The 15,147-nt window shown below is 70.2% G+C and carries 13 protein-coding genes; 4 read left to right on the plus strand and 9 right to left on the minus strand.

Annotated elements, in window-relative coordinates; translation table 11 throughout:
* Positions 1 to 1,680, minus strand: coding sequence for a CHAT domain-containing protein (locus JJL56_RS23010; RefSeq protein WP_200486456.1), 1,680 nt, complete (start codon positions 1,678 to 1,680; stop codon positions 1 to 3).
* Between the two features lie 88 nt (positions 1,681 to 1,768).
* On the opposite strand from JJL56_RS23010, the gene JJL56_RS23015 reads away from it, so the two are divergent.
* Positions 1,769 to 2,533: a glycosyltransferase family 2 protein gene (locus tag JJL56_RS23015; protein WP_200486457.1), complete on the plus strand. Its 765-nt coding sequence runs from the start codon at positions 1,769 to 1,771 to the stop codon at positions 2,531 to 2,533.
* On the opposite strand, the gene JJL56_RS23020 is transcribed toward JJL56_RS23015, so the two are convergent.
* From JJL56_RS23020 to JJL56_RS23045, 6 genes are all read right to left on the minus strand, one after another.
* On the minus strand, positions 2,524 to 2,757 hold the full coding sequence (locus tag JJL56_RS23020; protein ID WP_035678364.1) for a hypothetical protein: 234 nt from the start codon (positions 2,755 to 2,757) through the stop codon (positions 2,524 to 2,526). The genes JJL56_RS23015 and JJL56_RS23020 overlap by 10 nt on opposite strands.
* A gap of 375 nt (positions 2,758 to 3,132) precedes the next feature.
* Positions 3,133 to 3,339: a DUF1656 domain-containing protein gene (locus JJL56_RS23025; RefSeq protein WP_200486458.1), complete on the minus strand. Its 207-nt coding sequence runs from the start codon at positions 3,337 to 3,339 to the stop codon at positions 3,133 to 3,135.
* Positions 3,336 to 5,408 carry an FUSC family protein gene (locus tag JJL56_RS23030; RefSeq protein WP_200486459.1) on the minus strand — a complete coding sequence of 691 codons (2,073 nt, stop codon included), beginning with the start codon at positions 5,406 to 5,408 and terminating at the stop codon, positions 3,336 to 3,338. The genes JJL56_RS23025 and JJL56_RS23030 overlap by 4 nt, the downstream gene beginning before the upstream one ends.
* Positions 5,405 to 6,310 carry an efflux RND transporter periplasmic adaptor subunit gene (locus tag JJL56_RS23035; RefSeq protein WP_200486460.1) on the minus strand — a complete coding sequence of 302 codons (906 nt, stop codon included), beginning with the start codon at positions 6,308 to 6,310 and terminating at the stop codon, positions 5,405 to 5,407. The genes JJL56_RS23030 and JJL56_RS23035 overlap by 4 nt, the downstream gene beginning before the upstream one ends.
* 90 nt (positions 6,311 to 6,400) lie before the next feature.
* Complete coding sequence (locus JJL56_RS23040) at positions 6,401 to 6,865, minus strand: MarR family winged helix-turn-helix transcriptional regulator (protein WP_200486461.1); 465 nt, start codon at positions 6,863 to 6,865, stop codon at positions 6,401 to 6,403.
* Positions 6,866 to 6,922: 57 nt separating this feature from the next.
* The gene (locus JJL56_RS23045; RefSeq protein WP_145629483.1) at positions 6,923 to 7,822 is read right to left on the minus strand and encodes a LysR substrate-binding domain-containing protein; all 900 of its coding nucleotides are present in this window, start codon (positions 7,820 to 7,822) and stop codon (positions 6,923 to 6,925) included.
* Positions 7,823 to 7,951: 129 nt separating this feature from the next.
* On the opposite strand from JJL56_RS23045, the gene JJL56_RS23050 reads away from it, so the two are divergent.
* Both JJL56_RS23050 and JJL56_RS23055 read left to right on the plus strand, forming a co-directional pair.
* Positions 7,952 to 9,145 (plus strand): MFS transporter, encoded by a 1,194-nt coding sequence (locus JJL56_RS23050; RefSeq protein WP_200486462.1) that lies wholly within the window; start codon positions 7,952 to 7,954, stop codon positions 9,143 to 9,145.
* A gap of 40 nt (positions 9,146 to 9,185) precedes the next feature.
* Positions 9,186 to 10,010 (plus strand): aldo/keto reductase, encoded by an 825-nt coding sequence (locus tag JJL56_RS23055; protein ID WP_200486463.1) that lies wholly within the window; start codon positions 9,186 to 9,188, stop codon positions 10,008 to 10,010.
* Positions 10,011 to 10,019: 9 nt separating this feature from the next.
* On the opposite strand, the gene JJL56_RS23060 is transcribed toward JJL56_RS23055, so the two are convergent.
* Both JJL56_RS23060 and JJL56_RS23065 read right to left on the minus strand, forming a co-directional pair.
* Positions 10,020 to 11,801 (minus strand): SLC13 family permease, encoded by a 1,782-nt coding sequence (locus JJL56_RS23060; RefSeq protein ID WP_145628418.1) that lies wholly within the window; start codon positions 11,799 to 11,801, stop codon positions 10,020 to 10,022.
* A gap of 32 nt (positions 11,802 to 11,833) precedes the next feature.
* Positions 11,834 to 13,852: an AsmA family protein gene (locus tag JJL56_RS23065; RefSeq protein WP_200486464.1), complete on the minus strand. Its 2,019-nt coding sequence runs from the start codon at positions 13,850 to 13,852 to the stop codon at positions 11,834 to 11,836.
* A 190-nt stretch (positions 13,853 to 14,042) separates the two neighbouring features.
* Between JJL56_RS23065 and JJL56_RS23070 the strand changes: the two genes are divergently transcribed.
* Positions 14,043 to 15,146: a hypothetical protein gene (locus JJL56_RS23070; protein WP_145628414.1), complete on the plus strand. Its 1,104-nt coding sequence runs from the start codon at positions 14,043 to 14,045 to the stop codon at positions 15,144 to 15,146.
* Position 15,147 lies beyond the last annotated feature (1 nt).

Raw genomic sequence — 15,147 nt, forward strand, 5'->3', positions numbered from 1 at the left:
TCACTTTTCCCCGATGAAGCGGACCCAGGGGAAGTCCAGAACGTCGAACCAGCGCACCCGCGGCCCTTCCCCGCACCATTCCAGCGCGTCGAGCACCGCGAAGGGCGCGGCCTGATCCAGCATCCAGAATCCACGCCCCTCCCGCAGAAAGGCCCCGATGTAGGTCGCGGTCAAGGCGAGGAAGGCACGACCCCGCGGGGTCGGCTGGAACCCAGCAAAGCAGACGGTGATCTCCCGCGTCGGGCCGCGCCAGCGGGCGTCGCGCAACAGCCCGACGTCGGCCCCCTCCAGCAGCGCCGCCAGATCATTCAGCCCCCCAGCCAGCGTGCAGTCAGCGTCCAGATGCAGCAGAGGCCGCCCCCAGAGCGCCATGAGCTGGTGCCAGCGCAGGAAGCGGATGCAGGCGTAGTAGGTGGTCCGCCGGTGGTCGTCCCAGCCCGTGAAGTCCACCGCTTCCCGGCTGTAGCCCAACGGCAGGCGTTCCCGCCGCCGGGCGAGGTCGGCCAGAGTCTCCGGCGAGGGATTCACCACATGGACGTGGACCGCCACGCTCTCCGCTTGCGCCTCCACCGAATCGAGCAGGCCGGTGGCGAAGCGCCGGTAATAGTCGTCGTCGCAGGACACCGCCAGCAGCGGCCCGCTCCCCGTGGAAGGCTCGGCCAGCAGTTCCAGCGGCGGGAAGGCGCCGAACAGGGCGTCGGCGTCGGCGTCGGGCAGATCCTCCAGCGCGCGGCGCCCGGCCCGCACCATCGACCACAGGCGCAGCTCGAAATCCGCCGCCACCTCCGCCGCCGTGAAGCGCCGGGAAACGCGCCGCATGAAGCGGCTGGCGAGATCCGTCCGCCCCCGACGGTAGAAGCGGTAGGCGACCACGGCCGCCGCCCTTGTGTCGCGCGGGTTCCGGCGCAGGGCCGTCAGGGCGGTGCGGGCGGTGCGGTCCAGCAGCCATTCCGGCGCCTGCCCGGCCTGGACGAGCGCCAGCGCCGTCCCGATCAGCGCGTCCGCCGCCGCCCCGTGCTGCGGATCGGCGGCCAGGGCGCGAATCAGGGCGCCGACCGCGCGCTCCACCCGTTCCGGGTCGAGGCGCCGGGCGTGCGACAGCGGGCGGTCCAGCCCGGCGTCGGCCAGCGCGCTCACCGCGGCGTTGTGCAGCGCGTCGGGGTGGCCCGGCGCCAGGGCCACCGCCTGTCGGCGCAGCCGTGCCGCGTCCTCCGGCCGGTCCAGCGCGGCCAGGGCGTTGGCGCGGTTGATGCGCGCTTCCGCGAAGTCCGGGCGCCGGGCCAGCGCCTGGGCGAAGGCCGCCGCCGCACCCGCCGCGTCCCCGCGCTCCAGCCGCAGCGAGCCCAGCGTGAAGGCGGTCTGGGCGTCCGCCGGGTCGAGCGCCGCCGTGCGGGCGAAGACATGCTCCGCCGCGTCGGACTGCCCCGCCGCGCGCAGGGTCCGCGCCAGATTGCCGAGGAAATCCACGTCGCCGGGCAGCAATGCCACGGCGCGGCGCAGCAGCGGCAGCGCCGCGCCCGGCCGGCCGCTCTGGCTTTCTAGGACGCCCAGCAGGTGAAGCGCGTCGGGATGGCCCGGCTGGCTGCGCAGGATGCTATGATAAAGGGGCCGGGCCGCGTCCAGCCGGCCCGCCTGATGGTGGCCGACCGCGGCGGCCAGGGCATCCCGAAGTGTCACCATGCCGCCTGTCTACACGCGCCGCCGGGCCGGAGTCCATGCGGCGCAGCAGTCGGGGGCGCCGCCCGTCGTTACGTTGTAAGGAGAGACCATGGCCGACCGGCCGCTCGTCAGCGTCATCACGCCAAGCTGGGGACGGGAGGCGTTCCTGCCGCTGTGCCACGCCCGCGTCCTGTCGCAGAACGTCCCCGACATCGAATGGCTGGTGTTCGACGACAGCCCGCGCCCATCCGCCTATCTCCAGCCGCTCGCCGGGCCGCGGCTGAAGTATTTCTATTCGCCGCGCCGCTACGCCATCGGGGAGAAGCGCAACATCCTGGCCGAGCACGCGCGCGGCGACGTCATCGTCCATTTCGACGACGACGACTTCTACGCGCCCTGTTACGTGGAGCGGCTTCTCGGCTGGCTGGAGGCGGGACACGACGCGGTGACCCTGTCCGGCTGGTTCCTGCACAGCGCGGTGCACGGGACCTTCGGCTATTGGGACACCGCGCGCGGCGGCTCCCACCATCGCTGGGGCCGGACGGTTCGGTCCTATGTGGAGGCGCCGGACGCGCCGCCGTCCGACGACAATCGGCTGGGCTACGGCTTCTCCTACGCCTACCGGCGGTCGGTGTGGGAGGCGGTGCGCTTCCCGCCGGTCAACGCCTGCGAGGACGCGCCGTTCATGAAGAGCGCGCAGGAGCGCTTCCGCGTCGCCGCCTTTCCGGACGCCGAGGGGCTGTGCCTGCACACCCTGCACGCCCGCAGCACGAGCCTGTGCCTGCCGCAGTACGAATTGCCGCCCCTGCTGCTGGAGCGCCTGTTCGGACCGGAGATCACGGCTTACACGGGGAGTGGAGTGGGTCAGACCTGAACGTCGAGATACATGCCGCGACGGTAATTGCGCGGCAGCGTCAGGATGCCGTTCACCAGCAGGCTGGCGAGTTCGCGGACGCTGGGGATGCGCTGGCGCCCGCCGCCGACCTGCTCCGCCCGGTTGCGGACGCCGACCGCGCCCGGCGACGCGACGCGCCCGCCCCCGACCTCGGAGCGGATCGGTTCGTTGGAGCGGTCACCGGTGCGTCGCGTTTCAACCATGCCCGATATGTACCGCAAAGGCCGCCCCACCGGCAAGGCGGAGGCGGCGCGGTCCAACCGTTGTCGCGCGGAAGCGTCGATATCCCCTCTCCCCTCAGGGGAGAGGGTTAGGGTGAGGGGGTTGCGCTTTTGCCGAACGCAGCGACACGCGCATCCCCCTCACCGGCCCTGCGTGCCACCCTCTCCCCAGAGGGGAGAGGGTTATTAAGAGCCGGATAAGACCATCCCCATTCCCAACCGTCCCATCGCTTGACAAACTGTTATATCAGCGGTAACCGATACGTCTCTAAACCTTACGGTTTGGATGGGTATAGGCGGTTCGGAGCGTCGGAGGGAAGTCCATAACAATAAGCGCCCCGATCCGCCTTTTCCCCTTCACCGCAGCCAAGCGGTCAGCGCCGTCAGCGCGCTCAGCACCAGCACATAGAGCGCCAAGTCGAACAGCGGCGGGTGCCAGACCCAGCCGTAGAACCCCACCGCCCGCAGGCCACGGCGCACCAAGCCCGAGACGAACCAGGCCACGATGGCCAGGATCAGCAGCGGAGGAATGAACAGCCCGTAGATGTCGATTTCGCCGATCATGCGGTCACCGCTTCGCGGAGCGATTCGCTGGAGGACTCCGGGGCGGCGAAGGTCAGGTGGGGGAACAGCGCGCGGCGCAGCCCGGCCAGCGCGATCACCGCCCGGTCGCGCTCCGCCGACCACGGCTCGGCGGACAGGTTGGACAGGGCGGCGTCCATCATCGGCAGGACCTCCGCCGGGGGCGTGCCGAGACGGCGGCTGGACAGGCCGCGGAAATGCTGTCCCACCGCACCCAGGAGCCGCGCCACATGGGGCGCTGCCGGACCTCCCAGCGCGCGGCGGGCGCGCTGCAGTTCCGCCACGTTCAGCCCGACCCGCAGATCGTTCACCGCATCCGCCGCCGCCAGATCCTGTTGCGGACCGGCCAACGCCAGACGGGAGGACAGCAGCCCCACCCGGTCGAGCATCCGGTTCTCGAAACTGCCCACCGGAATGCCGGAGCGGGCGGCGGTCATCGCCGCGATCTCGCTCCAGCCGGCGCGGAGCAGACGCCGGGCGCTCCAGGCCGCGCCGACCGAGCGGCAGAGCTGGGTGACCAGAAGCGCCGTGGCGATGCCCACCACCTGCGCCACGGTGCTGTTGAGGAAGGAGGCGAAATCCCCCGTCCCGAGGTCGAGCAGGCTGAGCGAGCCGACCACCCCCATCAGCAGGGCCATAGCCTTGCCCATGGTCGCCGGCCGGGCCACGAAGACCCCCAGCGCCAGGAAGGTCGGGGCGAGGCCCAGCACCAGCATGGGGAAGCTGTCGAAAGACGGCAGCACGACCAGCAGGTAGAAGGCGGCCAGCGGCACCGACAGCAGGGTGAAGACAAGGAACAGCCGGATGCCCGGCGCGGGATCGTCCAGCGAGGCGAAGAAGCAGCAGAAGACCGCCGTCATCATCGCCGCCGCCGATCCCGACGACCAGCCGGTGCCGATCCAGAAGGCGCAGACCACCGCGATCCCGAGCAGCGCCGCGAAGCCCGACCACAGCGCCATGCCGGCGTCCAGATGGAAGACGTCGCGCGAGCGGCGGCGGGTCAGCGGGTCGAGACGCTCCGGCAGGCTGCTCTTGCCGTCGCGGATGTGCGCCCGCAGGTCGCGGCAGTCCTGGTGGATGTCCACCAGCGAGCGCAGCCGGGTCAGCAGGTTGAGAAGCGTCGCCTCCTTCCAGCCGGTGCCCCCGCCGATGGCCGGCGACAGCCGGGCGATCTCCGCGCGCAGGCGGTCGACTCCGCCCTCCGCATCATCGCCCTCAACCGATTCGCCACCCACCCAGCGGTCGAGATCGGCCAGCAGGGCCGAGACCTCGGCGGGCAACTGGCCGCGCAGGGCGTCCAGCCGGTCCTCGATGCCGGCGGTCAGCGGCAGCAGATAGGCCATGCGGTCCTGCATCGCCCGCACCGCCCGCGTCATCCAGCGCACCTCCGACGTGTCGTAGGGCAGATGGGTCGCCATGACGCGCAGTTCGGTGATGTCGCGCGCCAGCTTCTGCCGGTCGCCGCCGGATTCGGCTTTGCCGGACAGGGCCTCGCGCGTCCAGCGCTCCGCGTCGCGCAGCGTGGCGTCCAGCCGGCCCAGCAGCGCCGGCCCGACGCTCTGCGGGAAGACCACGCTGTGCACCACCGTGGCGCAGAGGATGCCGATCAGGATCTCCTCGACGCGGGCCAGACCGGTGTCGAAGATGGCCGACGGGTCGGTCACCGCGGGAAAGCCGATCAGGCCGATGGTGTAGCCGGCCAGCATGAAGAGATAGCTGCGCGGCGTGCGGTCGAGCAGCGAGATGAACAGGCAGACCGCCACCCACAGCCCCAGCGCCAGGGTCAGCAGTTCCGGCGAATCGGCGAGCGCCGGCACCAGGGCGATAGCCCCGGCACAGCCCAGCACGGTCCCGGCGACGCGGAAGACCGCCTTCGACCGTACCGCGCCCGACAGCGGGCCGGAGACGATGTAGGCGGTCGCCATCGCCCAGAAGGGCCGCGGCAGCCCCATGGAGAAGGCGATGTAGAGCGCCGCCATGGCCGCCGCGAAGGCCTTGACCGAGAACAGCGCCTCGTTCAGCGAGACCAGTTTCAGGGCGGGCGTCTTCATTGCCCGGCCACCCGCTTCGCGGGCGCTCCCTGCTCCGTCCCCCGCACCACCTCGACGGTCACGGTGCGCCCGGCGACGAGGTCGCGGGGGTCGGGGATCTGCTCCAGCGCGACGCGCACGGGAATGCGCTGGGCCAGACGGACCCAGTTGAAGGTCGGGTTGACGTTGGGCAGCAGGCCGGTGCCTTCGGTGCGGTCGCGGTCCACGATGGCGTGGGTCACGCTGTCCACCCGGCCGGTCAGCCGCTCCGGCTCGCCCATGATGGTGACGCGGACCGGATCGCCAATGCGGATGCGCGGCAGCTTGGTCTCTTCGAAATAGCCGACGACGTAGAAGGAATGGCGGTCGATCACCGCGACCACCGGCTGGCCCGCCGTCACGTAGTTGCCGGCCTTGAGCTGGAGGTTGGTGACGAAGCCGTCCACCGTCGCCCGCACCTCCGTCCGCTCCAGGTTGAAGCGGGCGAGGTCGAGCGCCGCCTCCATCTGCCGGGCGGCGGCGGCGGCCTTCGCCTGCGCGGCGGAGACCTCCTGCCGCTGGGCGGTGGAGACGACGTTGTTGCCGAGCTGCGCGTAGCGGTCGGCCTCGGCCTTGCGGAAGGACAGCTCGGCGCGCGCACTTTCCAGGTTGGCGTCGGCCTGATCGACGGCGAGGCGGTAGCGGCTGGGGTCCACGACGAACAGGACGTCGCCCTTGCGGACCGCCTGGTTGTCGATAACCCGGACCTCGGTCACCAGCCCGGCGACATCGGAGGACACCTGCACCACGTCGGCGCGCACCCGCCCGTCGCGGGTCCAGGGTTGGTTCATGTAGTAGTCCCACAGCCACCAGCCGCCGCCGACGGCGCCCAGGGTGACGGCCAGCGTGACCGTGATCCGAATGAGGAGGGAGAAGAGTTTCACCGTGGTTCGTCCTTGCGCTCGACCGGCGCGGCCGGGAGCGATCATTCCGTATCCCGCCGCTGCGGGACGCGCTGCTGTGTAGAACCGCCGTCAGCCCTTCATGGCTCGGGCGTTCGACTCGATCGCCGCCATGACGCGCACCGCGCCGGCGATCTCCGGGCCGGAGGCGCCTTGGAGCAGGCGGCGGCGCACGTCGTTCAGCGCGGCGTTCACGCGGGCCAGCAGGTCGCGGCCCTCTTCGGTCAGGTGCAGGGTCTTGGCCCGCCGATCGTCCGGGGCCTCCCGGCGCTCGACCAGCTTCGCGGCCTCCAGGCTGTCGAGAAGCCGGACCAGCGACGGCCCTTCCACCCCCATCTCCTCGGCCAGCTCGCGCTGGCGCATCCCGTCGCCGAGTTCGTTCAAAAGCATCAGCGGCGAGATGACGGAGGAGGAAAAGCCGCTCTCCGCCAGCACCTTGTTCGCCTCCCGCCGCCACAGATGGGCGGCGCGGAACAGGTGGATGCCGAAGTTGGACGGAAAGTCCGGGGCGGGCGTAGACGGGTCATTCGATTGCATGCCTATTTAATAGCTTTGCTATCTATTTTCGGCAAGACGTCCCACCCCGTCGCTCGGTCATTGCAGACATGCGCGCATCCGCGGCGTCATGTGATCGAGGAAGGCGCGGACCCGGTGGGGCACCCGTTCCCGTCCGGTGTAGACGGCGTGGATCTCCTCGCGGTCGACCAGCACGTCGTCGAGCACGCTGACCAGCCGCCCGGCGGCGAGGTCGGCGCGGATGTGGTATTCGGCCAGCCGCGCCAGCCCGAGGCCGAGCAGGGCCATGTGGCGCACCGTCTCGCCGTTGTTGGCGACGATGCGCGTGTCGATCTCGCGGTCGACCAGCCGCCCGCCGGACTTCAGCGGCCAGACCGCGGCGGCGCGGCGGAAATTGAAGCCCAGGCAGTCGTGGCGCTCCAGATCGGCGGCGCTCAGCGGCGTGCTCTTGCGCTCCAGATAGTCCGGCGACGCCACGATGCGCCGCCGCACGTCGCCCAGCCGCACCGCCAGCAGCGCCGAGTCGGACAGCCGCCCGGCGCGGAAGGCCACGTCGGTCCGCGCCGCGTAGAGGTCCACCACCTCGTCGGTCAGGGTCAGGTCCAGCCGGATGCCGGGATAGTCCCGCGTGAAGTCGGGCAGCAGCGGCAGCAGGCAATGCCGCCCGAAGGGCACCGACACGCTGACGCGGATCGTTCCGGTGGGCGAGCGGGCGCCGCCCGCCACTTCCGCCTCCATGGCGTCGAGGTCGCCCAACAGGCTTTCCGCCCGCTCGCGGTAGAGTTCGCCCTCCGCGGTCAGGCGCAGCCGGCGGGTGGAGCGCTCGACCAGCCGCACGCCGAGCCGCTCCTCCAGCCGGGTCACCAGCTTGGCGGTGGAGGACGGGGTCATGCCGACCTCGCGCCCGGCGGCACTGAAGCTGCCCAGCGCCGCGACGCGCAGGAAGACCCTCATGTCCCAGGCGCGGCTGTCGCTCATCGGAGGCGTCCTTCCGTCGATCTTGTCATTGAATGACACGATCATGCGAAAACGGACGGCATTCCGCATCCTGACTTTTTGGCTCATCTGATGCGTCCTGCACAGCTCGCATGGATGGAGCCTTCAGTCATGCCACTCGCACTGCTGGCGCTGGCGATCAGCGCCTACGCCATCGGAACGACGGAGTTCGTCGTCGTCGGCCTGCTGCCGACCGTCGCCACCGACCTGAATGTCAGCCTGCCGATGGCCGGAATGGTGGTCAGCGTCTACGCGCTGGGCGTCACCTTCGGCGCCCCGGTCCTGACCGCGCTGACCGGGCGGCTGCGGCGCAAGCCGCTGCTGCTCGGCCTGATGGGCGTCTTCGTCGCCGGCAACCTGCTGGCCGGGGTCAGCCCCAATTACGAAACGCTGCTGGCCGCCCGCGTGCTCAGCGCCTTCGCGCACGGCGTCTTCTTCTCGGTCGGCGCGACCATCGCCGCCGATCTGGTGCCGGAGGACAAGCGGGCCTCGGCCATCGCCATGATGTTCTCCGGCCTGACCATCGCCATCGTCACCGGCGTGCCGATGGGCACCTGGATCGGCCAGCATTTCGGCTGGCGCGCCACCTTCCTGGCGGTCTCCGCGCTGGGCGTGATCGGCGCGCTGGGCGTCGCGGCGCTGGTCCCGGCGAAGCTCAGCCAGCCGCCCGCCGCCGGCCTCGGCACGCAGGTCCGCGTGCTGGCCAAGCCGCGCCTGCTGCTGGCCTTCGCCATCACGGCGCTGGGCTATGGCGGGACCTTCGTCGCCTTCACCTATCTGGCGCCGATCCTGGAGACGATCACCGGCTTCTCCAGCGGCACGGTCAGCCTCGTCCTGGTGCTCTACGGGGCGGCCATCGCGGTCGGCAACATGGTGGGCGGCAAGCTCGCCAACCGCAACCCGGTTCGCGCGCTGGCCTGGCTGTTCGCCCTTCAGGCGGTCGTGCTGATCGTCTTCACCTTCACCGCCTCCAGCCCGGTTCCGGCGCTGGTGACGCTGGCCGGCATGGGCGCGCTGGCTTTCGCCAACGTGCCGGGGCTCCAGCTCTACGTCGTGCAGCTGGCGCAGCGCCACGCGCCCGGCGCGGTGGACGTGGCCTCGGCCCTGAACATCGCCGCCTTCAACCTAGGCATCGCCGCCGGCGCCTTCTTCGGCGGGCGGGTGGTGGACAGCGCGCTCGGCCTCGCGGCAACACCGTGGGTGGGTGGGCTGTTCGTCCTGGGTGGGCTGGCGCTGACCCTGCTCAGCGGCGCGCTCGACCGCAAGGACGGGCGCCGCGGCGAGGCCGTCGCCCAGCCGGCCTGATACACTGACAAAAACTCAGCATTCGAGAGGATCGAAACCAATGCACACCGTGAGCGCCAACGGCGCGGCCATCCCCGCCCTCGGCTTCGGCACCTTCCGCATGAGCGGCCCCGACGTGCTGCGCATGGTGCCGGAGGTCCTGAAGCTCGGCTTCCGCCACATCGACACCGCGCAGATCTACGGCAACGAGAGCGAGGTCGGCGAGGCCATCAAGGCGTCCGGCCTGCCGCGCGGCGAGGTCTTCCTGACCACCAAGGTGTGGGTCAGCAACTACAAGGCCGACGATTTCCGCCGCTCGGTGGACGAGAGCCTGGCGAAGTTGCGGACCGACTACGTCGACCTGCTGCTCCTCCACTGGCCGAACGAGGCCGTTCCGCTCGCCGAGCAGATCGAGGCGCTGAACGCCGTCCAGGCCGCCGGCAAGACCCGCCACATCGGCGTCAGCAACTTCAACCGGACGCTGCTGGACGAGTCCGTGCGCCTCAGCAAGGCGCCGATCGTGACCAACCAGATCGAATACCACCCCTATCTCGACCAGTCGGTGATGCTGGAGGCGGCGCGCCGCCACGGCCAGTCGGTCACCGCCTATTACGCGATGGCCGACGGCAAGGTCTTCAAGGACCCGGTGCTGACCGACATCGCCGCCCGGATGGGCAGGAGCCCCGCCCAGGTGGTCCTGCGCTGGCTGGTCCAGCAGGAGGGGGTGATCGCCCTGTCGAAGACGGTCGGCGAAAAGCGCGCCGCCGAGAATCTCGCCGTCTTCGACTTTGAGCTGTCGGAGGCGGACATGGCGGCCATCCACGGCCTCGCCCGTCCCGACGGACGGATCGTCAGCCCGGACGGTCTGGCGCCCGCCTGGGATTGACGTTTGGGGCTAATGCGGCATCAGGGGCCAGAACAGCGCGATCGCCGTCGTGCCCAGCACGATGACGATCAGCGACAGCGGCAAACCGAGCCGCGCGTAGTCGCTGAAGCGATAGCCGCCCGGCCCCATGACCAGCGTGTTGCACTGGTGCCCGATGGGGGTGAGGAAGTCGCAGCCCGCCCCCACGGCCACCGCCATCAGGAAGGCGTCGGGCCGCAGGCCCAAATGGTTGGCGAGGCTGGCCGCGATGGGGGCCATCACCAGCACGGTGGCGGCATTGTTCAGGAAGGGCGTCACCGCCATCGCCGCCACCAGCATCATCGCCAGCGCCCCGATCGGCGGCAATCCCTGAGCGGCGACGGACAGCCAGCCGGCGATCAACTCCGTCCCGCCGGTGGTGCGCAACGCCTCGCTGACCGGGATCAGGGCGCCCAGCAGCACCAGGATCGGCCACTCGATCGACTCGTAGGCCTCCTTCAGCGTCACCACCCGCAGCGCCGTCATGGCGACCGCCGCGCCGAAGAAGGCCAACGTCACCGGCACGAGGCTGGTCGCCACCAGCCCGATGGTCACCGCCATCACGGCCAGCGCGATCCGCCGCTTGCGCCGCCGCCCGATGGACAGGTTGCGCTCCGCCAGCGGCAGGCAGCCGAGTTCGTTCAGCGTGTCCGATAGCCCCGCCGCGCGCGCCTGGAGCACCACCAGATCGCCCGGCTGGAAGCGAACGCGGCGCAGCCTCTGGCGGATCGGCCGCCCGCGCCGGCTGAGGGCCAGCAGGTTGGCGCCGTAGCGCTCCCGCAGTTCCACATCCTCCACGTTGCTGCCGATCAGGGGGGAGCGCGGCTCCACCACCGCTTCGAGGACCGCCAGATCCTCGTCGCTCTGCACCCCTTCCAGTTCCTTCTCGTGCATCAGCTCCAGGCCGGCGTGCTTCACGAGGTCGCCCAGCGCCTGGGTGTCGGCCTCCAGCACCAGCACGTCGCCCGCCAGCAGCACCCAATGGCCGGACGGGATGAAGCGGCGATGCCGCTCGCGGATGATCGCCGCGACCGTCACGTCGCCCTCGCCGTAGGCCTCCAGGTCGGCGACCGTCTTGCCGACGAAGGGCGACTTCTCCGGCAGCAGCGCCTCCGCCGTGTAGTCGTCGATGGAGAAGCCCCCGGCGCTGCCCGACGCCGCCTGACGACCGGTGGGCAGCAGGCGGTAACCGACCGTCAGGAAGGCCACCCCCGCCACCGCGACGGTCAGCCCGACCGGCGTGAAGTCGAACATGCCGAAGGGCTCGCCGACCATCTCGTTGCGCAGGCGGCTGACGATGATGTTGGGGGAGGTGCCGACCAGCGTCATCAGCCCGCCCAGCAGCGAGCCGAAGGCCATGGGCATCAGCAGCAACGACACCTTCGTCCCGTTGCGCCGCGCCACCTGCATGGCGATGGGCATGAAGATGGCGAGCGCCCCGATGTTCTTGACCACCGCGGACAGCAGCGTCACCGCCCCGGTCAGCACGATGATTTGCGCCGGCACGGTCTTCATGCGGGCGCCGAGGGGGCGCATCACCTCCTCGACGATGCCGGAGCGGCCGACCGCGGCGCTGACCACCAGCGCGGAGCCGACGATGATGACGATGTCGTCGGAGAAGCCGCTGAAGGCGTCCTTTGGTTTGACGATCCCGACGGCCACCGCCGCCAGCAGCGCCAGCATGGCGACGAGATCGTAGCGCAGCTTGTCCCAGATCAGCAGCGCGATCACCGCGCCGATGATACCGAAGGCGAGTCCCTGGTCGAGCGTCATGCAGCCCTTTTTGGGGAATTGTTGGTGCGTCGTTACTGCGATTTGCCGGATTGGGAGCCCGAGGGGGCCGCGTCGCGCCCCTTGCCGGTCCCGCTGGAGCCGGTGTTGGCGTTCGACGGCGACCGGGCGTTCCGGACGAGTTCGCCGCAGTGTGGCTGCTCGTCACTGCCTGGGTCAAGAAAAGGCAGGACGCTGGCCAGCGGGGTCAGCAGAACGCCGAGCGCCACCGCCGCCGCGCCGCGCGCCGCCGATTCCGCCGCGTTCACCCCGATGTCCGGCGACCCCAGCGTGCCGCGCACATGGACCGGGACGTGGGTGGCGAAGATCTGGGGGCTCTTGGCGCGCCCCAGCACGGTTATGTCCATCGCCTCGCTGCGCAGGTTGATCGTGCCGTCCGCCGTCACCAGCGTTTCCGGCGTGTCGAGCACCAGCGCGCGGCTTTCCACCAGCCCGTCCTTCACCGTCACGTCGGCGACCAGACAGTTGAAGGGCAAGGGCCGGTCGCCCGAGAGGACGACGCCCAGCGTTTCCAGGATGTTGGTCTTCAGCCCCTTGACCGCATAGCTGGTGATCCGCCCGCCGTCCACCGCCACGCCCAGCTTGCCGTCGGAGGCGCCCAGAATGTTGGCGACCGTGGTCCCCTGCCCCTTCAGCTGGATGCGCCCGCTGGCCGTGCCGCCCATCTCCTGCGCGAAGGCCGTCTCGCGGAACAGGCGGGCCAGCTTGATCTGCCGGACGTCCAGATTCACGTCCAGCGCCGGTGTCTTGCGGCTTCCATCCAGCACCGCCGTCCCGGCAATCCGGCCGCCGCCGACGCCGAGCGACAGCGGGTCGAGCACCAGCCGCCCGTTCTCCAGCTTCGCCCGCGCGTCGAGGGCATCCAGCGTGGAGAAGGGAGCCTCCACATGCTCGCCGCGGAACTTCACGTCCATGTCGGCGGTGCGCAGCTTTTCCAGCGGAACCTCGGTGGCCGGGATGATCCGCTCCCGCCCCTTGGTCGGGTAGCCGCCGCGACCTTCCGGGGAGGCGCCGATAAAGCCCGCCAGATCGACCGCGGCCAGCTTGCGCGAGGTCAGGTCGCCGGTGATCCGCGGGCGCTCGCCGCCCAGGTCGACCGCCACTTGCCCGGACAGGTCGCTTTCGCCCACCTTGCCGTTCATCCCCCCGAACCGCCAGACGTCGCCCTCGCGGCCGAGATGGCCGGAGATGGCGTAGGGCCGCGTCGTCGGCACGGGAATGCCCAGGATCGGGAAGACGTCGGCCAGGTCGTCGCCGCGCAGTTCCACCGACAGGTCGACGCCCTGGAGCAGCACCGGTTCGGCGATGGAGCCCTCGATCTTGCCGCGGGTCTTGCCGATGGCCGTCTCGACCCGCAGGGGATAGGGTTTGGGATCGTCGCGCAGATATTCAAGCGAGCCGCCGGCCGCCATCAGGGTGAAGGGCTTGCCGGCGAAGTCACCCTTGCCCTCCAGCCGGACCTCCTGGTCGCCGTTGCCGCCAACCGCCGTGTTGACGCCGCTGTCGATATCGATCTTGCGGATGGGGTCGCGGAAGCGCAGCCGCCCCTCCTCGACCACGAGCGTTTCGATGATCGGCAGGTCGGTGCGGTCTTCCGGCTTTACCGTCTCCTTCGCCGCCTCCTTGCGCGGGTCCGGCCCGCCGAAGGCCCAGTTGGCGGCACCCTCCCGGTTCTTCTCCAGAAGCAGCTTGGGACCGGTAAGGCGGATCTCCGGAAACTCGAAGTCGCCGCGCAGCAGCGGCCAGGGGCGGAGTTGAAGGTCCAGCACCCGCAGCTCCGCCATCGTCTTGTCGTCGCTCCATTCCGCGTTGGCGACCCGGAGTCCCTCGACACGGATGCGCAGCGGGTCCCCCAACCGGAAGTTGAGGTTGCCGTCGATGGCGACCTCGCGGTTCAGCGCCTTGGACGCCTGCCGGGCGATGAAGCCGCGGGCGTCGTTCCAGTCGAAGACGGCCAGGGCTATGCCGACGCCCGCCGCCACGGTCACCACCAGCCCCAACAGGCCGTAGCCGATCCATTTCACCACGGCCATCCGCCGCGCCCCCCCTGCCTGTCTGCGCCGCACCCTCTGGCTGAATAACGGGCAAAGGACCGGTGGTGTGACGCCCTACCTCCAAAGGGCAGAGGAGAAGACGATCTTGTGCGGATTTAACGAAAAATTGAGCGAATCAGGCTACGGGTGGTACCGCGCGGATGTCCACTTCCCTCCCGACCCGAGAACTATGCGTTCACTTACGAATTTTGCTCCCTCCACCTTCGAGGAGCGCGGCGCCGCCGTGGCCTTCACCACCCCGGTTCTGGCGCAGACACGGGTGCGCAAGGATGACCGGGACAAGCTGGAGGTTCTGATCCCCAACCTGTCGGAAGGGCACGGCGTCTATGTGGTGCCGTGGAAGGGCCTGCCGCTCGCCTTCCCGATGACCGTCCACGACCGCATGTTGCAGGACCTGATCCGCAAGGCCGACGGCTGCTCGCCGGACGACATCCGCAAGGCGGTGCTCCAGGCCGCGCGCTGCGGCCTTGCCGGGCCGCTGGCCGTGGAGGCGGCGGAGGCCGCGCTCCGCGACGAGGACGAGCAGCGGCTGCTCATCAACTACCAGCTCATCGTCGAGGTGCTGAAGGCGGTCGGGCTGGAATCCACGGACATCCTGCGCGCCGGCCTCGGCTCCGAGAAGGGCGAGCAGCTGACCCGCAGCTACATGACCAAGGCGGCGCAGAGCCTCGCCTTGGAGCCGACCGAGCTGTACGCGCGCGTGGCCGAGCTGGCGACCTTCATGGAGCCGGTGGGCATCGCCACCTCGCCGAGGCCGGCCCGGCTGCGCCGTCTGGCGCGCGACCTGCTGCAGTTCCGCGACAGCATGACAGAATGGTCGACCGGCAACGTGTCGGAGGCCGCCCCCATCGGCACCTTCTGCGCGGAGGTGGCGGAGCACACGCTAAATCAGGTTCGCAACGTGGTGAACCAGCTCGACCAGTCCGTTGCCGCCTTCGAACTGCTGCTGCGCCAGTGGGACACCAAGCGCACGCTGGTGCGGAGGTCGACCACCCGGCTGTCCTGGCTGCTCGACGGCTGGGACTTCATCATCACGAGCTGGGCGGAGGCCCAGACCCGGAGCAAGCATGAGCAGGACATGGCCGTGCACGAGCTGTTCCGCGTCCTGCCCCTGCTGCCCAGGGACGAGGAGAAGTCCGACCACGCGCTTTTGGCCGATGGGCTGCTGGCCGCGAACCGCCGCACGGTGCGCGCCTATGTGGATTGGCGCAGCGGCCAGCTCGACACGGACCTCGTGATGCGGATCGAGGCGATCAAGGGGAAGGCCGCCTGAC

Origin of the sequence: Azospirillum aestuarii, assembly GCF_016632405.1 — a bacterium.
Taxonomy (GTDB): Bacteria; Pseudomonadota; Alphaproteobacteria; order Azospirillales; family Azospirillaceae; genus Azospirillum; species Azospirillum aestuarii.